This window comes from Burkholderia sp. AU16741 (assembly GCF_002223345.1).
In the GTDB taxonomy this organism is placed as follows: domain Bacteria; phylum Pseudomonadota; class Gammaproteobacteria; order Burkholderiales; family Burkholderiaceae; genus Burkholderia; species Burkholderia sola.
The window spans coordinates 84,479-109,510 of record NZ_NKEZ01000011.1 but is presented as its reverse complement, the minus strand read 5'-3'; the positions used below and the strand labels follow the sequence as shown (position 1 = coordinate 109,510).

22 protein-coding genes and 1 pseudogene are annotated in these 25,032 nt (G+C 68.6%); 5 read left to right on the top strand and 18 right to left on the bottom strand.

All coding sequences use genetic code 11. From position 1 onward, the window contains the following. On the bottom strand, positions 1-771 hold the full coding sequence (deoR, locus tag CFB89_RS29545) for a DNA-binding transcriptional repressor DeoR (protein WP_089471050.1): 771 nt from the start codon (positions 769-771) through the stop codon (positions 1-3). Positions 772-917: 146 nt separating this feature from the next. Here deoR and deoC point away from each other — a divergent pair, with 146 nt between their 5' ends. After that, positions 918-1,598: a deoxyribose-phosphate aldolase gene (gene deoC, locus CFB89_RS29540; RefSeq protein WP_089471049.1), complete on the top strand. Its 681-nt coding sequence runs from the start codon at positions 918-920 to the stop codon at positions 1,596-1,598. Between the two features lie 116 nt (positions 1,599-1,714). Here deoC and CFB89_RS29535 read toward each other — a convergent pair whose 3' ends face one another. Continuing rightward, the gene (locus tag CFB89_RS29535) at positions 1,715-2,167 is read right to left on the bottom strand and encodes a hypothetical protein (RefSeq protein WP_089471048.1); all 453 of its coding nucleotides are present in this window, start codon (positions 2,165-2,167) and stop codon (positions 1,715-1,717) included. Here CFB89_RS29535 and CFB89_RS29530 point away from each other — a divergent pair. Further along, the gene (locus CFB89_RS29530) at positions 2,166-2,798 is read left to right on the top strand and encodes a hypothetical protein (protein WP_256979801.1); all 633 of its coding nucleotides are present in this window, start codon (positions 2,166-2,168) and stop codon (positions 2,796-2,798) included. The two genes, CFB89_RS29535 and CFB89_RS29530, sit on opposite strands and share 2 nt — an antisense overlap. A gap of 120 nt (positions 2,799-2,918) precedes the next feature. Here the strand turns inward: CFB89_RS29530 and CFB89_RS29525 are convergent, their stop codons facing one another. Beyond that, positions 2,919-3,890 (bottom strand): ATP-binding protein, encoded by a 972-nt coding sequence (locus CFB89_RS29525; RefSeq protein ID WP_089471047.1) that lies wholly within the window; start codon positions 3,888-3,890, stop codon positions 2,919-2,921. Further along, on the bottom strand, positions 3,887-4,804 hold the full coding sequence (locus CFB89_RS29520; protein WP_089471046.1) for a DMT family transporter: 918 nt from the start codon (positions 4,802-4,804) through the stop codon (positions 3,887-3,889). The genes CFB89_RS29525 and CFB89_RS29520 overlap by 4 nt, the downstream gene beginning before the upstream one ends. A gap of 91 nt (positions 4,805-4,895) precedes the next feature. On the opposite strand from CFB89_RS29520, the gene CFB89_RS29515 reads away from it, so the two are divergent. Continuing rightward, on the top strand, positions 4,896-5,696 hold the full coding sequence (locus CFB89_RS29515) for a helix-turn-helix transcriptional regulator (protein ID WP_089471045.1): 801 nt from the start codon (positions 4,896-4,898) through the stop codon (positions 5,694-5,696). Here the strand turns inward: CFB89_RS29515 and CFB89_RS29510 are convergent. The 5 genes from CFB89_RS29510 to CFB89_RS29490 form a co-directional block, all read right to left on the bottom strand. Continuing rightward, complete coding sequence (locus CFB89_RS29510; protein WP_256979800.1) at positions 5,653-5,994, bottom strand: anthrone oxygenase family protein; 342 nt, start codon at positions 5,992-5,994, stop codon at positions 5,653-5,655. The genes CFB89_RS29515 and CFB89_RS29510 overlap by 44 nt on opposite strands. Positions 5,995-6,122: 128 nt before the next feature. Continuing rightward, entirely contained in the window at positions 6,123-6,977 is an 855-nt protein-coding gene (locus CFB89_RS29505) for a 3-hydroxybutyryl-CoA dehydrogenase (RefSeq protein WP_069619533.1), read from the bottom strand. Positions 6,978-7,015: 38 nt separating this feature from the next. Then, positions 7,016-8,209 carry a beta-ketothiolase BktB gene (gene bktB, locus CFB89_RS29500; protein ID WP_089471044.1) on the bottom strand — a complete coding sequence of 398 codons (1,194 nt, stop codon included), beginning with the start codon at positions 8,207-8,209 and terminating at the stop codon, positions 7,016-7,018. Positions 8,210-8,257: 48 nt separating this feature from the next. Next, positions 8,258-9,886, bottom strand: a complete 1,629-nt coding sequence (locus tag CFB89_RS29495) for an electron transfer flavoprotein-ubiquinone oxidoreductase (protein ID WP_373559887.1) — start codon at positions 9,884-9,886, stop codon at positions 8,258-8,260. Positions 9,887-9,966: 80 nt separating this feature from the next. After that, positions 9,967-11,757, bottom strand: a complete 1,791-nt coding sequence (locus CFB89_RS29490; RefSeq protein ID WP_089471042.1) for an acyl-CoA dehydrogenase — start codon at positions 11,755-11,757, stop codon at positions 9,967-9,969. A gap of 352 nt (positions 11,758-12,109) precedes the next feature. Here CFB89_RS29490 and CFB89_RS29485 point away from each other — a divergent pair. Next, positions 12,110-12,319 (top strand): annotated as a pseudogene (locus tag CFB89_RS29485) (hypothetical protein); the annotation flags it as partial. A gap of 111 nt (positions 12,320-12,430) precedes the next feature. On the opposite strand, the gene CFB89_RS29480 reads toward CFB89_RS29485, so the two are convergent. Beyond that, positions 12,431-13,591, bottom strand: a complete 1,161-nt coding sequence (locus CFB89_RS29480; RefSeq protein ID WP_089471670.1) for an AraC family transcriptional regulator — start codon at positions 13,589-13,591, stop codon at positions 12,431-12,433. Continuing rightward, complete coding sequence (locus CFB89_RS29475) at positions 13,591-15,225, bottom strand: AMP-binding protein (protein WP_089471041.1); 1,635 nt, start codon at positions 15,223-15,225, stop codon at positions 13,591-13,593. The genes CFB89_RS29480 and CFB89_RS29475 overlap by 1 nt, the downstream gene beginning before the upstream one ends. Positions 15,226-15,537: 312 nt before the next feature. On the opposite strand from CFB89_RS29475, the gene CFB89_RS29470 reads away from it, so the two are divergent. Beyond that, a complete protein-coding gene (locus CFB89_RS29470) occupies positions 15,538-16,638 on the top strand; it encodes an AraC family transcriptional regulator (RefSeq protein WP_089471040.1) in 1,101 nt (366 codons plus the stop codon). Between the two features lie 25 nt (positions 16,639-16,663). Here the strand turns inward: CFB89_RS29470 and CFB89_RS29465 are convergent, their stop codons facing one another. From CFB89_RS29465 to CFB89_RS29435, 7 genes are all read right to left on the bottom strand, one after another. Next, entirely contained in the window at positions 16,664-18,202 is a 1,539-nt protein-coding gene (locus CFB89_RS29465) for a HAMP domain-containing sensor histidine kinase (RefSeq protein WP_089471669.1), read from the bottom strand. Continuing rightward, entirely contained in the window at positions 18,202-18,921 is a 720-nt protein-coding gene (locus CFB89_RS29460; protein ID WP_089471039.1) for a response regulator transcription factor, read from the bottom strand. The genes CFB89_RS29465 and CFB89_RS29460 overlap by 1 nt, the downstream gene beginning before the upstream one ends. Before the next feature lie 405 nt (positions 18,922-19,326). Next, entirely contained in the window at positions 19,327-20,145 is an 819-nt protein-coding gene (locus tag CFB89_RS29455; RefSeq protein ID WP_089471038.1) for an aspartyl/asparaginyl beta-hydroxylase domain-containing protein, read from the bottom strand. 94 nt (positions 20,146-20,239) lie between these two features. After that, positions 20,240-21,487 (bottom strand): MFS transporter, encoded by a 1,248-nt coding sequence (locus CFB89_RS29450; RefSeq protein WP_089471037.1) that lies wholly within the window; start codon positions 21,485-21,487, stop codon positions 20,240-20,242. After that, the gene (locus CFB89_RS29445; protein WP_089471036.1) at positions 21,484-21,927 is read right to left on the bottom strand and encodes a GNAT family N-acetyltransferase; all 444 of its coding nucleotides are present in this window, start codon (positions 21,925-21,927) and stop codon (positions 21,484-21,486) included. The genes CFB89_RS29450 and CFB89_RS29445 overlap by 4 nt, the downstream gene beginning before the upstream one ends. Beyond that, positions 21,908-23,371 (bottom strand): serine hydrolase, encoded by a 1,464-nt coding sequence (locus CFB89_RS29440; protein ID WP_089471035.1) that lies wholly within the window; start codon positions 23,369-23,371, stop codon positions 21,908-21,910. The genes CFB89_RS29445 and CFB89_RS29440 overlap by 20 nt, the downstream gene beginning before the upstream one ends. Positions 23,372-23,436: 65 nt before the next feature. Continuing rightward, positions 23,437-25,032: an MBL fold metallo-hydrolase gene (locus CFB89_RS29435; RefSeq protein WP_256979799.1), complete on the bottom strand. Its 1,596-nt coding sequence runs from the start codon at positions 25,030-25,032 to the stop codon at positions 23,437-23,439.

The following is a 25,032-nucleotide window of genomic DNA, read 5'->3' as shown; positions in this document are numbered from 1 at the left end:
TCAGGTCACGAGCGCGATCCCGTGCTCGCGGATCGCCGTTTCGTAGCGGCGGCTCAGTTGCCCGTCGGAGATCACGTAGTTGAAATCGGTCAGTTCGGCGAAATAGGCCGCGCGCACTTCGTCGAACTTCGTGTGGTCGACCAGCAGGAAGCGGTTCTGCGCGCGCGCCATCACCTTCTTCTTCGCATCGACTTCGTGGAAGTTGAAGCACGTGACACCGCAGCGCTCGCTCACACCGGCCGCCGAAATGAACGCCTTCGACACGCGCACGGAATCGAGGATGCCCATTTCGGCGACCGATTCGAACACCATGTTCTGGCGGTGATACGCGCCGCCGCACAGGATGACGTTGCAATGCGGCTTCTGCTGCAGCTTCGCGAACACGTTCAGCGAATTGCAGACCGCCGTGAATTCGAGGTCGTCCGGAATGAAATCGACGATGAACGGCGTGGTCGACCCGCAGTCGACGAAGATCGTGTCGCCGGTCGTCACGAATTGTGCGGCCAGCTTGCCGATGCGACGCTTTTCCTCGGTCTGCCGGTTGTTCTCGGCGCTGATCAGGTACTCGCCGATATCGCTGCGCTGCGCGGCGAAATGGCGCGTCACGTAGCCGCCGATCAGGCTGAGGCCGTGCGGGTTGTCCGCGAGATCGCGGCGGATCGTCATTTCGGACACGCCGAACAGCTCGGCGACTTCCCTCAGATGAATCGCGTTCTGCCCTTGCAGCACGTTCATCAATGTCTTGATCCGTTCGCCCTTCTTTGTTTCCATGCCTGTATCCTGCGTGCCCGCCGCGTGAGTCGCTCGTCGTGCCGGGCGCGCGGGCCCGGCCGGAATGTCGTATTTGTAACAAACCGATGTGAAAACATCAACTTTCCGTGTGCCCTTTCCGCACACGATCCGTGGAGTCCTGACACATGCCGCTTTCCAACGCCCAACTCGCCCAAACCATCGATCACACGCTGCTCGCGCCTGACGCGAGCGACGCGCAGATCCGCGAACTCTGCCGTCAGGCGGCCGAGCATCGCTTTTACTCGGTCTGCGTGAATTCGGCGAACGTGCCGCTCGCCGCGCGCGAGCTGGCTGAGACCGGCGTGCTCGTCTGCGCCGTGGTCGGCTTCCCGCTCGGCGCGGGGCTGTCCGCCGCGAAAGCGTTCGAAGCCACCGCCGCGATTGCGGCGGGCGCCGGCGAGATCGACATGGTGATCAACATCGGCGCGCTGAAAAGCGGCCGCGCCGACGACGTAAAGGCCGACATCGACGCCGTGCATCGCGCTTGCGGCACGGTGCCGCTCAAGGTGATCCTCGAAACGGGGCTGCTGACCGACGACGAGAAGGTGCGCGTGTGCGAGATGTGCCGCGATCTCGGCGTCGCGTTCGTGAAGACGTCGACCGGGTTCGGCCACGGTGGCGCAACGCTTGCGGACGTCGCGCTGATGCGCCGCACGGTCGGGCCGACGCTCGGCGTGAAGGCGTCGGGCGGCGTGCGCGACCGCGCGGCCGCGCTCGCGATGCTCGAAGCCGGCGCGACGCGGCTCGGGACGAGTTCGGGGGTGGCGATCGTCAGCGATCAGGGAGCGAGCGCGTCGGGGTACTGATCGCCAGGGTCACCCGCTTTCGTCGGCCACCCGTGAGAACGTTCGTCAACGTGCCGCAAGCAGGCGTCCTGCTCGCGGCCGGACCGGCACGCATCCTGGCCGGCGGCGCGCGACGCTCACACGGTAATATTCGACTTGAACGCTTCGGGCGCGTGCCTGCGCAGGATCTCGAGGCATTTTTTCCGGTCGTCGATGCGCATTTCGGCAAAGGGCAGCTTGACCTTGCGCACCTTGCCGGCGCCCGAGCGCGTCGCAACCCGGTACAGCACGACCAGCGAGAACGGGCCGCGCGTCACCTCGACGACATCGCGATACGGCACCGAGATTCGCTGCACCTTGAAACGGTCGCCGAAGAACACGGCGCGCGTCATCACGAACAGGTAAGCGAGGCCACCCAGCGCGCCGACGAACGGCATGATGAACGACGTGAAGCTGAAAAACGGATTCGCGCTCGCGGCCCAAATGAAACCGCCGCCGATCACAACCAGCGCGAATACCAGGGTCGGCAACGCGAAACGGCTGCCGCGCACGATCAGCTCGGGCTCGGATAACTGCGTCAGATCGTTCATGCTTGCCTCCCGGCGTGAAAAAACAGCGGTCGTCGAATGCCGGAAATTCTACGCTGGATCGGTGCGTGCGCAACCAAGCGCGCTTGGCCCGCCGGGTCGCCCCTTCCCCGGGCCCGGCAACCCCGGCACAATGTTGCCCATGCGCTACGACAACGCCTTCGTCTACCCGTCCTCCGGCCTCGCCGGCCGACTGCGGCGCGTGTTTCCGTCGCCGCTGCAGAGCAATTGGCGGCTCTACGTCGATACGCTGCCGGACGGCGCGCCGGCCGAGCGCACCGTGCTGTTCGTGAAGAACGTGTTCGATCACCCGCTCTATGCGCTTGGCAGCCGGCTGTTCAGCGACGCGCTGCCGTCGCATCTCGCGCGGCCGTTCACGCATACGGCACGCGACGGACGCTACGACACGCGGCTGGCGGGGAGCGGCGGCAGCGCGCCCGACTTCCGCTGCACGGCCGAGCGTCGCACGACCGGACGCTGCCCGACGCCTTCGCGCCATTCTTCGGCGACTGACGCGCGGCCAGCGCCGCCCTGTCGCTGCGGCGCGCGGCCGTCGCCCATGTCGAAGACTGTGACCGCCTCGCGTATGCGTCGATCGACCGGCCGATCGACGTCGACGCGATCCGGCCGCTGAAGACGGTCGGCCTCGCCGACGGCGCCCCCTCGCCCGCATCGGCGCGACCGGCGAACCGCTGTGCTTCGTCTGCCCGACGTCGCATTCCGCGTGCTGTCCGAGCGGCTGCTATAGCGCGGCTCAGGCCGTCCGGCGCGCGGACGCGCCCTCGCCGCTTTCGTCCGCGAGCCGCCCCGCATAATCGCGCGCGAACTGCACGGCGATGCGGCCCGAACGCGCACCGCGTTCGAGCGCCCACTGCAGCGCGGGCTCGCGCGCCGCACCAATCTGCGCGTCATCGAAACCGGCCGCGCCGAGGCGGCTCGCGACGACGGCCAGGTACTCGTCCTGCGTGAAGCCGTAGAACGTGACCCAGACCCCGAAGCGCTCGGACAGCGAAATCCGCTCCTCGACCGCATCGCCCGGGTGCAGTTCGCCGTTCTCCGCGCGCGTCACGTTCGCGTTGTCGCTCGCCTGCTCGGGCATCAGGTGGCGGCGGTTCGACGTCGCGTACACCAGCACGTTCGACAGATCGCTCGCGACCGAGCCGTCGAGCACCGTCTTGAGCCCTTTGTAACCGGTCTCGCCGGCCTCGAACGACAGGTCGTCGCAAAACACCAGGTAGCGCTCGGGCCGCGTGCGCACCAGTTCGACGATCGCCGGCAGATCGTTCAACCCTTCCTTGCTGACCTCGATCAGCCGCAAGCCGTGCGCCGCGAACGCATGCAGGCACGCCTTCACGATCGACGACTTGCCGGTGCCGCGCGCGCCGGTCAGCAACACGTGGTTGGCCGCGAACCCGTGCACGAACTGGCGCGTGTTCCGCTCGACGATCGCCGCCTGCCGGCCGACGTTGCGCAGCGTGTCGAACGCGACGAGCGCGGGCGAGGCGATCGGCTCCAGCGGCGCCGTTCGATGGCCGCCGCCGAAACCGCGCCAGCGAAACGCAATGGCCGCGTCGAAATCGACGGCCGCCGGCGGCGAGGTGCCCGCCAGCGCCTCGAGTGCGGTCGCGATCCGTTCGAGCTGGCGCGCGAGCGCCGGCGCGGCCCCGGGCGCACGTTCGTCCGGCAGCGCGGCCGGCAGGTCCTGCATGTCGGGATGGGCGCTCATTGACGAACGCCTTGCGCCGTGCCGGCATGAAACGGAAAGCGCTGTGCGATCGCGACGCCGAGCAACGCGACGCCGCCGCCGATCAGGTGATACAGCCGCAGCGATTCGCCAAGCAGCACGATCGCGCCGCCGGCCGTCATCACGGGCAGCAGGTTCATGAACATCGCGCAGCGGCTCGGGCCGAGCCGCCGCACGCCCTGCATCCACAGATACGGGAGGACCACCGACGCCAGCACGCCGGCGTACAGGATCAGCGGCACGCTCGCGCGCGTCGGCCACGCGGCCTGCGCGGGCAGCCGCAGCAGCATCGGCGCCATGAACGCGAGCGCCGCGAGCGCCGCGAGCGCCTGCACGTAGGTCGACTGCCAGGCCGGCAACGCGCCGATGCGCCAGCGCTTGAGCAGCACGCCGTAAAGCGCGTACGCGGCCGACGCGGCCAGCATCAGCAGGTCGCCCCGATGCACGCCGTGCGCGACAATCGCCGCCGGGTGCCCTTCGGCGATCAGGTAGACGACACCCGCGAGCGACAGCACCCCGCCGCCGATCATGCCGGCGCCCGGTGGATCGCCGAGCAGCAGCGAGCTCAGCAGCATCGTCATCAGCGGTACGAGCGCGGTGATGATCGCCATGTTGGTCGCGCTGCTCGTCTTCGCGGCCTCGTAGGACAGGCTCTGGAACAGCGCCATCGCGAGAAAGCCGAGCACCGCGAGCTTCGGCAGGTACGCGACGAGCACCGCGCGATTGCGCCACGCGGGGGCCAGCGTGAAGACGCTCATCAGCGCGACGGCGAGCAGGAGCCGGTAGAACGTGATGGCCGACGGATCGATCGTCGAGGCGGACAGCTTCGACACGACGACGTTGCCGGCCCACAGCGCGATCGCGCAGAAGGGGAGCAGAAAAGGAGACTTGTTCATCGCGTTTGTCGGATTAATATCGTGACAGGAGGGTCTGGCGTGAATCGGAACGCCATCGTGCCCGGCCGCCCACTGCCTGTCTCACGCCAAAATGTCACGACTTGTCGCCAATCGGACACTCGAGTCCACCCCGCCCTTCGCCCACCTGCGCTACGAATCGACGCCGATGCCCGTGTCGGCGATGGCGGCCACGTACGCGCACGGCACGTCGATCGCGCCGCACCGCCATCGCCGCGCGCAACTGCTCTATGCGATCGAGGGCGTGATGCACGTGGAGTCCGAAGGCGCGTCGTGGGTCGTGCCGCCGACGCGCGGCGTGTGGCTCGAAGCCGGGCTCGACCATACGGTGCAGATGAGCGGCGACGTGCAGATGCGCACCGTGTTCGTCGAACCGGGCGCGGTCGAGTACCTGCCCGCGCGCAGTTGCGTCGTCGAAGTGCATCCGCTGCTGCGCGAACTGATCCTCGCCGCGGTCGACGTGCCGCTGGATTACGCGCCAGGCTCGCGCCACGATCACCTGATGCACCTGCTGCTCGCGGAAGTGACCGTCGCGCCGCTGCTGCCGCTGTATCTGCCGTGGCCGCACGACGCGCGCCTGCGGACGATCTGCGACACGCTGGTCGCCACCCCCGACGATCAGCGCACGATCGCCGAGTGGGGCGACCTGCTCGGCCTGTCGGTCCGCACGCTGCATCGCGCGTTCCGGCGCGAGACGGGGCTCAGCTTCCGCCGCTGGCGCGAGCAGGCGCGGCTGCTGCTCGCGCTCAAGCGTCTGGCGCACGGCGAGAAAGTGCTGACCGTCGCGATGGATCACGGCTACAGCAGCCAGAGCGCGTTCTCCGCGATGTTCAAGCGGCACTTCGGGATGTCGCCGTCGGCGTTTTATGCGTAACGGCAGCACGACCGCTACCGCGCCGCGATTGCCGCGACGAAACACGCGCATGCGGCATGCCGACGCCACGGGGGCGCACGTGATTCCACCTCCTCCGGCCGTGCAGGTAGCGCATCCACAGCGCCGTGCCTTGCGTCGCGGCCGGATCGGCCGCGGCGAGCACATCGTCACGCGGCACATTGACGGCCCTCGTCACCGCGAAGATGCCGAACACAGGGAGCACGCCGCCTGCGAGCGCGGCCATCGCGCCCGGCGAGCCGCGATAGCACAGCGCGATCGCGACGAGCGCGAGCACCATCAGCGTCGTACCGAGAAACAGCGGCATGAACGGCGAACGCACGATGTCGACGTCGATCGATGCTCGGCGGCGCCCTCAAAATAAACGGCCGCCCGAAGGCGGCCGCTGGAAGTGGAATGAAGTACCGCTTACTTGCTGTAGTCGTACACCCCACGCCCGGTCTTGCGCCCGAGCCTGCCCGCCGACACCATCTCGCGCAGCAGCGGACACGCGCGATACTTCGGGTCGCCGAAATCCTTCAGGAACACGTCCATCACCGCGAGGCACACGTCGAGCCCGACGAGGTCGGCCAGCGCGAGCGGCCCGATCGGGTGGTTCGCGCCGAGCTTCATCCCCGCATCGATCTCCTCGGCCGACGCGATGCCTTCGGCCAGCACGAAGAACGCCTCGTTGATCATCGGCACCAGGATCCGGTTCACGACGAAGCCCGGCGAATTGCGCACGCCGATCGGCGACTTGTCGAAACGCTCGGTCAGCGCGCGCACGGCCGACGCGGTCGCGTCGCTCGTCTGCAGCCCGCGGATGATCTCGACGAGCGGCATCAGCGGCACCGGGTTGAAGAAGTGCATGCCGAGAAAACGCGACGGGTCGGCGAGCGGCGCGGCAAGCGCGGTGATCGAGATCGACGACGTGTTGGTCGCGATGATCGCGTCCGGCCGCGCGACGGCCTCGATCTGCTTCAGGATGCGGCCCTTCAGCTCGACGTTCTCGGTCGCGGCTTCGATCACGATGTCGACCGAGGCGAGCGTCGCGTAGTCGGTCGACGTCGTGATGCGCGCGAGCGCCGCATCGCGTGCATCGGCCGCGAGCTTGTCCTTCGACACGAGCCGTTCGAGGCTGCCCTTCAGCGTCGCGAGGCCCTTGTCGAGCGCGGCGTCGCTGACGTCGATCATCACGACGTTCAGTCCTGCAACGGCGGCGGTTTGCGCAATGCCGTTACCCATGGTTCCGGCGCCCACGACGCCGACGGTTTCGATGGCCATGACGATTCCTGTGTATTCGGATGCTGAGCGGTCGATTATCAGATGTTCTCGAAGATCGCGGCAATCCCCTGGCCGCCGCCGATACACATCGTCACGAGCGCGTAACGCCCGCCGATGCGCTTCAGCTCGTACAGCGCCTTCACCGTGATCAGCGCGCCGGTCGCGCCGATCGGGTGGCCGAGCGAGATGCCCGAGCCGTTCGGGTTGACCTTGGCCGGATCGAGGCCGAGTTCCTGCGTGACCGCACAGGCCTGCGCGGCGAACGCTTCGTTCGCCTCGATCACGTCGAGATCGGTGATCTTCAGGCCCGCGCGTTCGAGCGCCTTCTGCGTGGCTGGCACCGGGCCGATGCCCATGTACGCCGGATCGACGCCCGCATGCGCATACGCGACGAGGCGCGCGAGCGGCTTCGCGCCCTGCGCGCGCGCGGCGTCCGCGCTCATCATCAGCACGGCGGCGGCGGCATCGTTGATGCCCGATGCGTTGCCGGCCGTCACGGTGCCGTTCTCCTTCGCGAACACCGGCTTGAGCTTCGAGAAGTCGTCCGGACCCGCGTCGTGCCGCACGTGCTCGTCGGTGTCGAACGCGACTTCGCCCTTCTTCGTGCGGATCGAGATCGGCAGGATCTGGTCCTTGAAGCGGCCTTCGGCGATCGCGCGCGCCGCGCGCCGATGCGATTCGAGCGCCAGCGCATCCTGCGCGTCACGCGAGATGTCGTATTTCTTCGCGACGTTCTCGGCCGTCACGCCCATGTGGATCGTCTGGAACGGGTCGTGCAGCGCGCCGAGCATCATGTCGACGAGCTTCGCGTCGCCCATGCGCTGGCCGAAGCGCGCGGCCGGCACGGTGTACGGCGCGCGGCTCATGCTTTCCGAGCCGCCGCCGATCGCGACGTCGGCGTCGCCGAGCATGATCGTCTGCGCGGCCGACACGATCGCCTGCAGGCCCGAGCCGCACAGGCGATTCACGGTCAGCGCCGGCGTGTGCTGCGCGACGCCGCCGTTGATCGCCGCGACGCGCGCGAGATACATGTCCTTCGGCTCGGTGTTCACGACGTGGCCGAACACGACGTGACCGACCGCATCGCCCGGCACGTTCGCGCGCGACAGCACTTCGGCGACCACCTTCGCACCGAGGTCGGTCGGCGAGAAATCCTTCAGGCTGCCGCCGAAATCACCGATCGCGGTGCGGACACCGCTCACCACCACGACTTCCTTCGCTGCATTGCTCATCGTCTCACTCCGGTTCGTTCGCGCTCGCGGGCGCGGGGATGCGTTGCGTCACATGTTCGGGTAATTCGGCCCGCCGCCGCCTTCCGGCGTGACCCACACGATGTTCTGCGTCGGGTCCTTGATGTCGCAGGTCTTGCAGTGCACGCAGTTCTGCGCGTTGATCACGAGGCGATCGCCGCCGTCGTCGTTCTTCACGAACTCGTACACGGCCGCCGGGCAGAAACGCGCCTCCGGCCCCGCGTACGTGCGCAGGTTCACGTTCACCGGCACGCTCGCATCCTTCAGCGTCAGATGCGCCGGCTGGTTTTCCTCGTGGTTCGTGTTCGAGATGAACACCGACGACAGCCGGTCGAACGTCAGCTTGCCGTCCGGCTTCGGATAGTCGATCGGCTCGCACTGCGACGCCGGCTTCAGCATCTCGTGGTCCGCATGCTGATGATGCAGCGTCCACGGCACGTTGCCGCCCATCACCTTCTGCTCGAGCCCGACCATCAGCGTGCCGAGGTACAGGCCCTTGGCCATCCACTGCTTGAAGTTGCGCGCACGGTACAGCTCCGTGTACAGCCACGATTGCCTGAACGCATCCGGGTACGCATTGAGCTCGTCCGACTGACGGCCGGCCTGCACCGCGTCGAATGCGGCGTCGGCGGCCAGCATGCCGGTCTTGATCGCCGCGTGACTGCCCTTGATCCGCGATGCGTTCAGGAAGCCCGCATCGTCGCCGATCAGCGCGCCGCCCGGGAACACCGTCTTCGGCAGCGACAGCAGGCCGCCGGCCGTGATCGCGCGCGCGCCGTACGACACGCGCTTGCCGCCTTCGAGGAACGCGCGGATCGACGGATGCGTCTTGTAGCGCTGGAATTCCTCGAACGGCGACAGGTACGGGTTCGTGTAGCCCAGGCCCACCACGAAGCCGACCACGACCTGGTTGTTGTCCATGTGATACAGGAACGAGCCGCCGTACGTGTCCGACTTCAGCGGCCAGCCGGCCGTGTGGATCACGAGGCCCGGCTTGTGCTTGGCCGGATCGATCTCCCACAGTTCCTTGATGCCGATCCCGTACGCCTGCGGGTCGGCGTTCGCGTCGAGCTTGAACTTCGAGATCAGTTGACGGCCGAGATGGCCGCGGCAGCCTTCGGCGAACAGCGTGTACTTCGCGTGCAGCTCCATGCCGAGCTGGAAGTTCTCGGTCGGCTCGCCGTCCTTGCCCACGCCCATGTTGCCGGTCGCGACGCCCTTCACGGAACCATCGTCGTTGTAGAGAATCTCGGCAGCGGGGAAGCCGGGGAAGATCTCCACGCCGAGCGCCTCGGCCTGCTGGCCGAGCCAGCGGGTCACGTTGCCCAGCGAGATCACGTAGTTGCCGTGGTTCTTGAAGTTGTCCGGCAGCGCCCAGTTCGGCGTGGTGACGGCGCTCTTCTCGGACAGGAACAGGAAGCGGTCTTCGCTCACCTCGACGTCGAGCGGCGCGCCGCGTTCCTTCCAGTCGGGAAACAGCTCGGTGATCGCGCGCGGGTCCATCACCGCGCCCGACAGGATGTGCGCGCCGATCTCGGAACCCTTCTCGAGCACGCACACGCCGATCTCGGTGCCTTTCTCGGCGGCCAGCTGCTTGAGCCGGATCGCCGCCGACAGCCCGGCGGGGCCGCCGCCGACGATCACGACGTCGTATTCCATCGATTCGCGCGGGCCGTATTGCGCGAGCAAGTCCTGTGTGGTCAAAATCCTGTCTCCTGCTGCGTCCCGACCGTCAGCGGTCAGAACTGGTCTTCCGTCAACGCGAGCACGCTCTCGTTGCCCTTCGCGCCGACGATCGACGCTTCGAGCGCACTCGCCTGAACGAGCACGTGCTCCGCATAGCACTGCGCGATCGCGATCTTCGCATCGAAGAACGCGACGTCGCGCGCGCGGTTCGCGTGCGCGGCCAGCAGCGCACGCGCCATCTGCCAGCCGCACAGCACGACGCCCGCGAGCTTCAGGTAAGGCACGCTCCCCGCGAACACCGCGTTCGGGTCCTGCTTCGCGTTCGCGAGCACGTAGTCGACCACCGCCGACAACGAACGCGCGCCCTTCTCCAGTTGCGCCTTCATCGATGCGGCCGCCGCGCCGTCGATCTTGCCGAGCGCCGCGATCGTGTCGCCGATCTCGGCGATCAGCGCCTTCGCGACCGCACCGCCGTCGCGCAGCGTCTTGCGGCCGACGAGGTCGTTCGCCTGGATCGCGGTCGTGCCTTCGTAGATCGCGAGGATCCGCGCGTCGCGGTAGTACTGCGCGGCGCCGGTTTCCTCGATGAAGCCCATCCCGCCGTGCACCTGCACGCCGAGGCTCGCCACGTCGTTCACCATCTCGGTGCTCCAGCCCTTCACGACCGGCACCAGATACTCGTAGATGGCCTGATGACGCGCGCGCGTCGCCTCGTCCGAATGGCGGTGCGCAATGTCGCTGTGCGCGGCGGCCACATACGCCAGCGCCCGCGCGCCTTCGGTCAGCGCCCGCATCGTGCCGAGCATCCGGCGCACGTCGGGGTGATGGATGATCGTCACCGACTGCTTGGCCGAGCCGTCCACCGGGCGGCTCTGCACGCGTTCCTTCGCGAATTCGGCGGCCTTCTGGTATGCGCGGTCGGCCACGCCGATCCCCTGCATCCCGACGCCGAAGCGCGCCGCGTTCATCATGATGAACATGTATTCGAGGCCGCGATTCTCTTCGCCGACCAGGTAACCGATCGCGCCGCCGTGGTCGCCGTACTGCAGCACCGCCGTCGGGCTCGCCTTGATCCCGAGCTTGTGCTCGATCGACACGCAGTGCACGTCGTTGCGCGCGCCGAGCGAGCCGTCGTCGTTGACCATGAACTTCGGCACGATGAACAGCGAGATGCCCTTCACGCCTTCCGGCGCGTTCGGCGTGCGCGCCAGCACCAGGTGGACGATGTTGTCCGCCATGTCGTGCTCGCCCCACGTGATGAAGATTTTCGTGCCGAACACCTTGTACGTGCCGTCGCCCTGCGGCTCCGCGCGCGAGCGCACCAGCGCGAGATCCGACCCGGCTTGCGGCTCGGTCAGGTTCATCGTGCCGGTCCATTCGCCCGAGATCAGCTTCGGCACGTAGCGCTGCTTCTGCTCGTCGGTGCCGGCCGTCAGCAGCGCCTCGATCGCACCGTCGGTGAGCAGCGGGCACAGCGCGAACGACAGGTTCGATGCGTTCAACATCTCGATGCACGGCGTCGCGATCAGCTTAGGCAGGCCCTGGCCGTCGTATTCGGCCGGATGCTGCAGCCCCTGCCAGCCGCCTTCGACGAACTGGCGGAACGCTGCGCCGAAACCCGGCGTCGCGGTCACGACGCCGTCCTTCCAGCTGCTCGGGTTACGGTCGCCTTCGACGTTCAGCGGCGCCAGCACCTCGCCGCAGAATTTCGCGGATTCGTCGAGCACGGCCTGCGCCGTGTCGTAACCCGCATCCTCGAAACCCGGCAACTGCGCAACGGCGTCGATGCCCGCGAGTTCCTTCAGCACGAACAGCATGTCCTTGACGGGGGCGTTATAGCTCATGGTCGATGTTCCAATCAGGCGGTGAATAGGGGGCGCCACGGAGTCCGATAAGGCAAAACCGGCCAGCGCCGGGCGACGTGATGGGCCATCCTAACGCCGGGGATTCCGATTCCCATTGTCATATCCGGCCCACATGGTGACAAAACCGGCCACCGCATGCGCGTGCGTCGGCGGAAACGACCGATGGGATAAGGGTTTGGCCTGAGCCGGCTTCGGTGAATCGGCGAGCAACCAGTATGCCGGACGAAGCGGTGAGCGCGCCACCGCGAATGCCCGTGCAGCCCACGCGCGAACCGTGACACGACGCGGCATTGGCTCGCTCGCCCGCGCATTGCCCCCGAGCGTACGGGAGAGCGGACGCGATCTCAAACTTTCATACAAGGGCGGCAGCAATACCGTCACCGTGCCGACCAACGTTCCCGTCGTGACGCTGATTCCGGCGACCCGTGCCGAATTGACGACGGGCAAGAAGGTGTTCGTCGTGGCCACACCCAAGACAACCGGCGTCTATGACGGCAAATTCGTCGTCGTCGAAAAGGACGGCGTCGCGCCGCCGATGTAAGCGTGGCCATCGGGTGGAACGTCGGGGGTTGATGGGAGCCGGCCATGGGAGCGCGCGAAGGGAGCCGGTTATGGGAGCCGTCCGCGAAGCGCAGCGCCCCGGCGCCTCACGTCACGCGCGGCGCCGATACGTCCCCGGCGTGCTGCCCGTCCAGTGCCGGAACGCACGATGAAACGCGCTCGGGTCGTCGAAGCCGATATCGGCGCCGATCGCCGCGATCGTGTCGGGCGTATCGGTCAGCCGCTGGATCGCGATATCGCGCCGCAGCTCGTCCTTCAGCACCTGGAACGTCGTTCCTTCGGCGGCCAGATGGCGGCTCAGCGTGCGCACCGAGCAATGCAGGTGCTCGGCCGCCTGATCGATCACGGGCAGATCCGGCAGCGCCGCCGACAAGTACTGCCGCACCCGATGGCACACGAGTTGTTCGCTGAACGATTCGAAGATCCAGTCGCCGGGCGCGCGCGCGAGAAACTTGCGCAGGTTGCGCTTGCTCTGCCGGATCGGCGCGTCGAGGTAATCGGCGCTGAAGCGCATCAGCGTGCGTTCGCAGTCGAACTGCACGGCGCCGGTGAAGAAGTACAGGTGATCGACCGCATGGCGCGGCCGCGGGCACGCGAACTCGATCCGCAGCAGCGGAATCTTCTGCCCGATCAGCCAGGAGCACACGCCGTGCACGAGCTTGAGCATCAGTTCCTGGCCGAGCGCGCCGATCGGCCCGATGGCGTCGTTCGGGCGCAGCAGCACCTGCGCGACGAGTTCGTCGCGCTTCGATTCGACGAAGAAGTCGTCGAGCAGGATATGGAAGAATTGCCCGAAACGATGCAGCGCCGTTTCGAGGTTGCGCGCATCGAGCAGGCTCAGGCACAGGTACTTCAACGTGCCGCCGCGCAACGGGCGCGAGAAGATGCCGGGCATCTCGTCGTCGAGGTCGATCGCGAGCGTGCGGTACAGCGTCGAGAACTGTTCCTCCGTCACGCGCGCGTGCGGCTCGCCGAGCAGCTCGATCGGAATGCCGGCGCCGCGCACGTAGCGCTCGATCACGTAGCGCTGCACGCCCGCGCTCGCGAGAAAACCGTTGACGAGCGAGATCGGCACCGTCGCGCTCGGCGACGGCAGCGCACGCCCGGGCCGGGCGGAAAGGGAATCTGAGCCGGTCATCGCGTCCCCGTCGATCGAACCGACCGCATTGTACTTGAGCGGCCCGCGCGCCAGCTTCGGGGCTTTCCGCGCACGGGGCCGCGCAGCCGCGGCCGCGCGGTGGGTCGCGCCGATCAGTCGGTGCGGCTGAGTTCCCGGCGCAGGATCTTGCCGACCGTCGACTTCGGCAGCCGGTCGACGAAACGCACGAGCTTCGGCACCTTGTATGCGGCCAGGCTCGCACGGCAATGCGCGACGAGCTGCTCTTCGGTCACGTCCGCGTCCGGCGCGAGCACCACGAACAGCTTGACGGCCTCGCCCGTGCGCGGGTCCGGCACGCCGATGCACGCGCATTCGGCGACGCCCGGCAGCGCGGTCGCGACCGCCTCCACCTCGTTCGGGTACACGTTGAAGCCGGACACGATGATCATGTCCTTCTTGCGGTCGACGATCCGCAGGAAGCCGGCCGCGTCGAACACGCCGACGTCGCCGGTGCGGAAATAACCGTCCGCGGTGAACGCGGCCGCATTGGCGTCCGGCTTCCGCCAGTAGCCGCTCATCACCTGCGGCCCCTTCACGCAGATCTCGCCCGCTTCGCCGATCGCCACCTCGCGATCCTGATCGTCGAGCAGCTTCACGTCGGTCGACGGCAGCGGCAGGCCCGTGGTGCCCGTGAACCGGTCGATCGCCTGCGGGTTGAACGACACGACCGGCGACGTTTCCGACAGCCCGTAGCCTTCGCGGATGAAATTGCCCGTCACCGCCTTCCAGCGCGCCGAGATCACGTCGATCACCGCCGCGCCGCCGCCGGCCGACAGCTTCAGCCGCGACCAGTCGACTTCCTTCAGCCGCGGATGGCCGGCAAGCCCCGCGTACAGCGTGTTCACGCCGACGAACACCGTCGGCCGCGCGGCCTTCAGCACGTCGATGAAGCCGTCCATGTCGCGCGGGTTCGCGACGAGCCAGTTCTGCGCGCCGATCGCGAAGTAGGACAGGAAGTTCACCGTCAGCGCGAAGATGTGATACAGCGGGATCGCCGTGACGACGACCTCTTCGCCCGGCACGCGCGCGGCCGGCACGATCGCCCCGAACTGCGCGACGTTCGCGACGAGGTTGCGATGCGACAGCGCCGCGCCCTTCGACAGGCCGGTCGTGCCGCCCGTGTACTGCAGCAGCAACAGGTCCGCGCCGCTCAGCGCAACCGGCTCGCACGCGAGCGACTCGCCGGCGGCGATGGCGTGCGCGAGCGCGGTCGAACCGGGCGGCAGCGCGTCGCACGCGCCGGCCGGCGCATCGACGACGCCGAGATCGTCGCGCCCCACGCTCAGCACGGTGCGCACGCGCGTGCCGTCGACCACGTCCGCGAACGTGCCCATCGACCCGCCGCAGACGATCGCCACCTCGACCCCCGCGTCGTTGAGCTGATGCGCGAGCTCGCGCGCGGTGTAGTGCGGATTCACGTTGACCTGGACCGCGCCGATCTTCGCGACGGCGACGAACACGACCGGAAACGCGAGCACGTTGGGCAGCATCACGGCCACGCGGTCGCCCTTGCGCACGCCGACGACCTGCTGCAGATACGCGGCCAGCGCGCTCGACAGGCGCTCGACGTCGGCATAGGTGAGCGTGCGGCCGAGCGCATGGAACGCCGGACGCTCGGCGAAGCGGTGCATCGCGTCGTCCAGCAGCGCGCTGACGGAAGGATGGCGATCGGCGTCGATCTCGGCGGGGATCGGGCCATACGACCCGAGCCAGTGTCTGTTCGTCATGTCTCACTCCTCTGGGGACGGCACGCCAGCCTGCGTGCCGTTCGCACGGCGGCCTGCACGCCCAAAGGACGCGGGCCGCCGCCTGACCGGCGACTATCGCGCGCGCGACGCGCTTTGCAAATGATCCGGGCGGCCGAAAACATGATCGAAACGGACAGGCGCGGCGCGTGCCTGCGCAACATCGCACGGCGAACGCCTGCCCGCCCGGGCAGCTTCGTCGGTGCATCAGGGTGAACCCTGTGGCGAATGGGGCCGTTCCCGCGCAGAATGGCGTGCCGTCAACGATATCGATTCGGACGCAGGACTCCCGCCATGCCGCGCAGTGCGCTCTCGAAACCGCCCCATGCCCAGCCTGCCCGGCTGCCGGACGCCGCCTCCGCCCACGCGTTGCACGAGCAGCGCTTCACGCCGGCCAAGCTGGCCGTGCTCGTCGACGTGGCCGCACAAGCCGGCCTCGACCCGGCGACGGTGCTCGCCGGCACCGGCCTCGCGCCGGCCGACGTCGCGGACCCGTTCACGCTCACGTCGCCGCTGCAGTTCCTGACGGCCGCGCGCAATGCGGTCGGCCGGTACGACGGCACCGACCTCGGCGTGCGCGTCGGCCGCCTGCTGCGCGCGTCGAGCTACGGCATGTACGGCTACGCGATGCTGTGCTCGGAATCGCTCGCGCGCGCGTTCGATGCGGCCGTCAAATATCACCGGCTCGCGAACGGCATGCTGCCGATCCGCTGGGTCGAACAGGGCGACACCGCATCGTGGCTGTTTCCGGACCGCCACGAAGTCGCGCTGCCCGATCTCGACGAGCCGCTGTACCGTTTCCTGATCGACATGCAGTTCGCGCTGCACGTGACGATCATCAAGGACGTGATGGGTGCGTGGTGCGTGCCGGCGCGCGCGCAGTTCGCGCAGCCGCGGCCGCCGCACGGGGCGCGGCTGGCCGACGCGCTCGAATGCCCGATCGCGTTCGACCAGCCGCATCACGTGCTCAGCTATCCGGCGGCATGGCTCGCGCGCGCGCCGCAACTCGCGAACCCGATCACCGCCGCGCAGGTGTCGTCGCACTGCGCGCAGTTGCTCGACGCATTGCGCAGCCAGTCGGGCATCACGCGACGCGTCTACGAGGAGCTCACCCGCACGCCGGGACAATTCCCGGACATCGACGCGATCGCCGAGAGCCTGTGCATGACGTCGCGCACGCTGCGCCGCAAGCTCGAAACCGAAGGCACGTCGTACAGCGAACTGCTGACGAGCGTGCGCAAGGCGCTCGCGATCGACTATCTCGGCACGACCACGCTCAGCACCGAGGACATCGCGCTGACGCTCGGCTTCAGCGATGCAGTGGGATTCCGCCACGCGTTCAAGCGCTGGACCGGCACGACGCCGACCGACGTGCGGCGCAAGCGCGGCAAGTAGCGCCTGCCGAGCGTGGCCAGCGCGGTCAGCGCGTGCCGTCGCCCGCCGCCGGCGACGCGACCGCCAGCGCGAACTCGAACACGGCGCCGCGCCCGGCCCGGTCGACGAGCCGGATGCCGCTGCCGTTGAGCGCCAGCATCCGGTGCACGATCAACAGGCCGAGCCCGCCGCTCGTCGCCGTGCCGCCGCCCGTCGGCCGCTGCGGCCGCTGGAACAGCCCTTCGCGGCGTGCGGCCGGAATTCCTTCCCCGGTATCCGACACGGTCACGATCACGCGGTCGCCCGACGGCGCCGGCGCGATCTCGATCTCGACCTCGCCGTGCGAAGGCGTGTGCCGCAGCGCATTGTCGAGCAGGTTGGTCAGCACGCGCTCGATCATCCCGAGATCGGCCGACACGACCGGCACGCGCGGCGGCATCCGCGCATGCAGCGCGACGCCGCGCGATTGCGCGGCCAGCTCGAATTTCTGGAACACGTCCTGCACGAGATCGACGAGCGAGAACGGCTCGCGCTCGGCCTGCACGCCGCCCGATTCGAGCCGCGCGAGTTCGAACAGCGCCTGCGCGAGGCGTCCGACCTTCGCGCTCTGCGCGAGCGCGATCGACAGGTAGCGGCGCCGCTCGGGCTCGGGCAGCGTGTCGGCTTTCAGCGACAGCGTCTCCAGATAGCCGTGCAGCGACGTGAGCGGCGTGCGCAGGTCGTGCGAGATGTTCGTGATCAGTTCGCGCCGCTGCTGGTCCTGGCGCGTCAGCGCGCGCCACTGGTCGCCGATCCGGTCGGCCATCTGCGCGAACGCCGATTCGAGCACCGCGATGTCGTCGCCGCGCCGGCCGGGCGGCAAGTGCAGCACCGGCGGCGGCGTATCGGGCGTGTCGGGCGTGTCGGGCCCACCCGGCGCGCCGGGCGCACCGTTCGCGTCGAAGTCGCGCATCGCGGCCGTCAGCCGGCGCAGCGGGCGCGTGATGAAGCCGAATGCGACGAGGCCCGCGAGCAGGCCGAGCAGCGCGACGATCGCCATCGACCACAGCGTCGTGCGCAGCACGTTGCCGGCGTCGACGCGCGCGGCGAGCCGGTCGTGCGCCTCGCCCTGCAGCACCACGTAGATGTAGCCCGACGGCGGCTGCCCCGCGCGCTGCAGCGGCGCGGCGCTGAACACCTTGCGCGCGTCCGGGCTGCGCGGATCGTCGCCGAGGATCGGCAGCGGCTGGCCTGCGATGAAGCGCTGCACGGGCGCGAGATCGACGCGGTCGCGCTTCACGTGGCCGGGCGGCGCATCGTCGCCCTTGATGCGCCCCGCGTTGTCGAGCAGGTACACCTCGACGCTCGGGTTCACGCCCATCAACTGGCCGAACAACGTGCGCACGGCGTCGGGGCGCAGCCCGTTCGCATCCATCAGCGGCGCGCTGCCGGCGATGTTGGCGGCCAGGTCGCGCGACAGCGCCTGCACGACTTCCTTCTCGCGCATGTCGTTCGCGCGGATCTGCAGCCACGCCGACGCGCCCGAGCACGCGAGCAGCAGGATCGAGAACACGAGCGACAGCCGCCGGGTGAGCGTGAGCTGCATCATGCGTCCCGCTGGCCCGGCGCGGCGAGCTTGTAGCCGCGCCCCCACACGGTGAGGATCCGCACGGGCTCGGCCGGATCGGCCTCGATCTTCGCGCGCAGGCGGTTGATGTGGGTGTTGACCGTATGTTCGTAGCCTTCGTGCTGGTAGCCCCACACGGCGTTGAGCAGGTCCATCCGCGAGAACACCTTGCCCGGGTGCCGCGCGAAGAAATACAGCAGGTCGAATTCGCGCGGCGTGAGGTCGATGCGTGCGCCGTCGACGCTCGCCTCGCGTGCGATCGGGTCGATCGCGAGCCCCGCGACGTCGAGCGTGCCCGCGTCGAGCCGCGAATCGCGCGCAAGCGCATCGACGCGCCGCAGCAGCGCCTTCACCCGCGCGACGAGTTCGAGCACCGAGAACGGCTTCGCGAGGTAGTCGTCGGCGCCGAGTTCGAGGCCGAGAATCCGGTGCACCTCGCTCGACCGCGCGCTCGTGATGATGATCGGCGTATAGCGCGTCATCGCCCGCGCGCGGCGGCAGATCTCGAGGCCGTCCACGCCCGGCAGCATCAGGTCGAGGATCAGCGCGTCCCAGTTGCCCTGTTCGAGCAGACGCAGCCCTTCGGCGCCGTCCGCGCTGTGCACGACCTCGTAGCGCTCGTCGCGCAGGTGCAGGCTCAGCACGTCGGCGATGTCGGCATCGTCCTCGACGATCAGGATGCGTTTCGGTTGGTCCATGGCGGTGGGCGGCGGCACGTCGGAGCGGGGCTCGATCACGGTGGTCGGCGGGCGATCGGCCCGGGTCGAAGCGCGGAGGAAAGCCGCGCTGCCGTCATTGTGCAAAATTTTGCGGCGGCGAGGGGTCACATTTCGTTTAAGTTTCGATCGTGCGCGTGAGGTGAGCCCATATCCGCAAGGCTTCCCGCTCCGGCCCGTCGAGCTCGATTCCGCGCGCCCCCGCAATAGACACGAAAAAACGGGCGCGAGATGCCCGGTGCCGCCGCCTCCCTCGGCGCGGCGCGCGGCCGGCACCCACGCGCGCCGGTGCAAAAACGAGCGCGGCGCCGAATGCCAGCCTGACCGAGCCGCTATCGGTCGATGATCGAAAAGGCGGCCCCCGCCAGCCAGCCGCCCTTCCCCGCGTTACGCCGCGGCCGCTTCGGCCCAGGGCGGCCGGAAATCCTGGCCGAGATGCCGGCTGATCGCCGCATCGAGCCGCTCGACCGCGTCCCGCTCGATCCGCGTGATGCCCGGATGCCAGATATCGACCAGCAGGCAAACCCGCGGCTCGTCGCTGTCGTTCCAGCTCTCGTGCTCGAACGTATCGTCGAAAATGATCGCGCGCCGGTCCGGCCACTCGCGCGTCTCGTCGCCGACGCGCAGTCGCGAGCCGTGCGGCACGATCAGCGGAAGCTGGCAGGTCAGCTTGAGATTGGTCGTGTCCGAATGCGGCGGGATCCGCGTGCCGCCCTGGATCACCGAAAAGATGAACGCGCCGCTCGGGCTGAGGAAATCCTGCACCTCGCGCATCAGCGCCGCGGTGCGCGGGCAGCGGCGGCAATTCTCCTCGACCTCGGGCTCGCCCTTGCGCCGGAAATAGAATGACCCCCAGTCGTTGCGCCGGATCGACTCGAACCGTCCCGCCACCTGCTCTTCGTACGGCAGCAGCATCGGCGTGGTCACCTGCGCGAGAAACTCCTCGCGCAGCACGTCGACCGACGCCTCGAGCGTCGACGTGAACGCCTCGAGCTCCGGGTAATCGGACGCCTCGTACCACGGCTTTCCGTCGAGCCCCGGGAAATAAAACAGCAGCGGCCGCTGATGTTTCGGCAACACGGGCAACGGAACCCGCCCCGTATTGATGTCGACGAACGCGATCACGCGTTCGAGCTCCGCCCTCCCGTACTGCGACACGAGCGCATCCAGCGTGTCGTGAATCGCATTGCGCATCTCCTGTTTCAAAGTCGCTCTCCTTGGCTATCGTGGGGTGACAAACGAAAAAGATTGCCGCTACCGCATGACGCATTGCACCTGAATCGAACCGGCGCGCCCGGCGCTACACGCGCGCGGTCGCCTTCGCCTCTTCCACCGGGTCGGCGGTCCAGCCGCCGATCGTGGCGCCGTATCCGGACGCCGCCGCGACCAGCACGCCGACGCCGCACCACACCGCCTGCACGCCCCACTGGCTGACTAGGTAGCCGAGCAGGACCGACGCGATCATGCTGCCGAGCTGGAACACCAGCGAGAAGAACGAGACGGCGCGCGATCGCAGCGCATCGGGCGTGCGGTGATGCAGCACCGCGTTGACCACCGCGCCGGCGATGCCGAGGCACAGCGCGACCCCGCTCAGCACGACGCCGAACGCGACGACGTGATTCGCCCAGCGCGTCAGCACGAGGCTCACGGCGAGCCCGGCGAACGGCAGCGTCACGGCGAGCGCCGGCCGCGCGGCGCATTGCTTCATCACGCGATACGACACCCAGCCGCCCGCGCCCTTCACGACCAGCATCAGCGTGAGGAACAGGCCGAACGCCCAGGTCGCGCCATGCATCGGCACGAGCGTCTTCAATACGACCGGCCAGTAGCTCTCCAGCACCGACACGACGCCGCCGAGCAGCATGCAGAGCAGGATCAGCGGCCGCACCGCGCCGCCGTGCCACGTGAACCGGACCAGTTCGCGAAGATCGTCGAGGATCCTGCCGGCCGGCACCGCCTCGTGCGGCGCCTGCTCCGCCTCGGCGAAAAACCACGACGTGAGGCCCAGCAGCACGATGAACAAGCCGCATGCGAGCGCGAGGCCGATCTTGTACGGGTTGTCGAACAGCCGGCTGCCGACCAGGTCCGGGAGCAGGCCGCCGACCAGCGACATGCTCGCCAGCCCGAGCGCGGAGGCCAGCTCCGCGCGGCCGAGAAAATACGGAATCCGCTTCGTTTCGCCGTGCTCGCGCAGCAGGCCGACATACCATGCGTCGACGGTCCCGGAACTCATCGCGCGCGCGATGCCGAAGCTCGCCGCCGCGAGGTACAGCATCGGCTTCTGGCTGAAGCACAGCATCAGCGCGCAGCCGACGCTGTTCATCAGCAGCGATACGCGGTAGGTCCGGATGCGACCCACGCGGTCGGCCATCGCGCCGAACGGCAGCTCCAGCGCGATGGTCGACAGGCTGAACAGCGCCGCGTAAAGCCCGATCTCGAACAGCGTGAAATGGTTGTGCAGCAGGAACAGCGTGACGACCGGCAGCACGAGGCCGAAGGTGCCCCACAACGCCGCCTGCTGCAGGCAGTACCGCAGGTGGACGGTCATCGGCCGTCCTTGTCGCCGGACTCAAGCAGCAGGTACTCGCCGTCTTCCGCGCTGCCGGCGCCGATCTCGACGAAGCCGCACGCCGCATAGAACGCCCGCGCCGGCACGTTGGCGCGCAGGCACTTGAGCCGGTAGCGGGTGGCCGGCCAGCCCGGCAGCGCGCGCAGCAGCGCGCGGCCGACGCCGCGCCGGTGGTGCGGCCGGGACACGTGCAGGTGATGGATGAAATGGTCGGGCTCCCAGACCGACACGAAGCCGGCGAGCCGCCCGCTTCCGTCCTCGGCGACCCTCAGCCGCTCGCCTTCCGTCTGGGCCTCGAAGTCGGCCAACTGGAACGCGCCGGCCGGCAGCCAGACGAAGGTCTCGCGGCGCGAGCGCAGGAACAGCTCGCGCAGGGCCGGCATATCGGCGGCCACTGCGTCACGTACGGTGATCTTCATGATTCGCCTCCCTTGCAGCGGTCGTGGTTGCGGGGCCGGCGCAGCCCGGCAGGCTCGCCATCACGTCGGCGACGAAGCGTTCGGTGTCCCAGCTGTGGTCCACCGTCGCGCCCAGCCGCGTGATGACCGCGCGGCACGACGGCACGATCACCACCAGTTGGTGATTGAAGCCGTCCATCATCATCAGGTCCTCCGGCAGCGACGGAAACCGGCGCGCGCCGCCGGCGCCGGCATTCAGCCACAGATGCGCGCCGAGCCGGCCGTCGTGCCGTGTCGCGTCGGGCGTCGCCATGAAACGCACCCAGTCCTCGTCGACGATGCGCGCGCCGCGCCATACGCCGTGCTGCAGGATCAACTCGCCGAGCCTCGACCAGTCCCGCGCCGATGCCAGCATGTAGCTGCTGCCGACCAGCGTGCCCGACGCGTCGGGCTCCATCATCGCGGTGCGGATGCCGAGCGGCTCGAACAGCCGCGCCCGCGCGAACGGCACGACGTCGAGCGGCCGCGGCGAGACCGCGCGCGCGATGATCTTCGCGACCAGCACGCTGCCGCCGCTCTGGTAGTCGACCTCGCGGCCGGGCGCGACCTTCAGCGGCCGGCTCGCGACGAAGCGCGCCATGTCGGTCGACTGGTACAGCATCTTCGTCGTGTCCGAACCGGGCAGATAGCCTTCCTGGTAGTCCAGCCCGCTCGTCCATTGCAGCAGGTTGCGCAACCGGATCGCCTGGCGCGGATCGCCGGACGACGCCCAGTCGTCCAGCAGGCGATCCTGCGCGAGCGTCAGCTTGCCGTCGCGGACCAGTACGCCCGCCAGCAATCCGATGACGGTCTTCGTCATCGACCAGCCGAGCAACGGGGTGTCGGCCGTGACGCCGGGCGCGTACCGCTCGCCGACGAGCTGGCCGTCCTGCCGCACGACCACCGCCAGCGTGTTGCGCAGCGATCCGGGCGCCGGCTCCGCCACCGCGCGATCCAGCACGGCGCGAAGCGCCGGCGGCGGATCGGACGGTGCGGCATCGTCGAGGTTGTCGGCCCCGGCCGCCGCGCCCGGCAGCGCGAGGCCTTCGCCCTCCACGCGCAACGCGTCGAGCGCGTCGGCCGGCGCGATCGTGCAGCCGAGGCCCGGCCGGTACAACGCGACCGTCGAGCGCAGCACGCCGAGCCCGGCCGCCTCGACGGTCTGCCGCGCACGGTCGATCCGGTACGTGACGAAGTCGAACAACGGGTTGATCGGCCGCACCTCGCGCGCGAACACGGTGCGCGCATCGCCGTCGCTGCCGGCGCCGCCGGCGAGCACGCGCACGCACAGGTAATGCGATGCATAGCCGGTCGCGGCGGGCAGCGCCCAATACAGCAAGCCCACGGCAACGGCCAGCAACAGCATGACGGCGACGGCGAGAATCTTGACGGCGGTAGCGACACGGGACGGATGACGATCCGGCATGGGGGAGGGTTTCCTGGTTCGACGATTCGACGAGACGATGCGGGCCGCCCCGCGGCCGCCCGCGCTCAAAGGACGATTTCCTTCTTCAGGTACAGCCGCTCGGACTGGATGTCGTGCGCGTGGCAGCGGGCGATCAGCTTGTCCGATTCGACGATCGGCAGCGAGGTCGGCGCGTATTCGATGCTGGAGATGAACTTGAGCCACGGCTCCGCGCCCATCGCGTAGACGAACACCTGGCGCGGCGCGAAGCATTCGACCAGCGGCCACGCGCGTTCGCAGTCGGAGCCGTTCAGGCGGCGGTTCTGGTCGAACTGCCGCCCGAGCGGCTCGTTCAGGAGCGCGCCGTACAGCCAGGACATCGGCGCGCCTTCGCATTCCATGCCGATGAACAGCGTGCCGATCCGGCCGATGCGCCGCGCGATGCGCTGGTACAGCTCCGGCTGCAGGTTGTTCGAGTCGGCCGCGAACAGCATGCTCTTGCCGTCCACCTTCAGCGCGAACGCCATCTTCGCGGCGATATGCAGATCGCCGTGCTCGCCGAGGAACGGCAGCGCGACGATCTCGCCGCCGGGCACGGGCACGCTGTCCAGCTCGCCGACCTCGATCACCCGCTCGAACCCGCACGCTTCGAGCGCGAGCCGGATCGACGGGTCTTGCAGGAACCCGCCGTGGCTGCGCGGCACCACCAGCGTGCCGATCCGGTGCCGTAGCTGCAGCAGGCTCTCGAGCACGATGTGATCCTGGTGGTTGTGGGTCAGCAGCACGTAATCGATGCGCTCGGGCAGATCCGCGAACGTGAACGGATCGTCGCCCTGGCCGAGCGGATAGCCGACGATCGGATCGGTCAGCAGCGAGAATGCCGCGGTTTCGACCAGGACCGTCGCATGGTTGAAGTAGCGCACCCGCACCGGCTGCCCCGCGCGCGCCGGCGCCGCCGGCGGGCGCGGCGGCGGTGCGTCGGTGAACCACGTTTCGAGCGCCGTGCGCCGCGCGGCGCCGCCCTCCGCGTGCGCGAGCAGGCGGTCGATCAGGTCCGGCGCGGCGCCGGTGTGGCGGGCCGCGAACAGCTCGTCGTACAGCGCGTCGCGAAACGGCAGGCGAATCTGCACCATGTGCTCGTCCGGAAAGCGCGGCGTGCTCAGCATGAAGCTCCGGTCGTCGCTGGTGGCGAGAAAGCCGTTCACGCTCTGCAGCGCGTCGAGGTAGCCGGCGCTGTCGTACAGCAGCCGCTCGAACAGCCGGTACGACGCGTGGCCGCGCAGGTCGTAGCCCAGCTCGACGAATCCCTTCAACGGCTCGGGCACCTTCGCATACAGCGGCGACAGCGTATCGCCGCCCCCTTCCCGCGCGAGCAGTTCGTCGAGCTCGCGCAGCGCGTCCGCCAGCGCCAGCAGCGGCGCGGCGCGCGTGCGGGTCTCGCGGATCAGCGCGTCGACCGCCGGCACGCGCTCGCGGCCGCCGTTGAGAAACGGGCCGCCGGCCATCTTCGCGGCGGAACGCCGATGCAGCTCCGGCGCGCGGATGAAGGATTCCATGATGCGCAGATGCACCTGCTTCATCACCAGCGCGCAGGTCGCGGGCTGCAGCAGGAAAGTCCACGCATACCATTGATTGATCAGCGGTTCGAAGACGACGTTCGGTTTCAGGTAGATCTGGGTCAT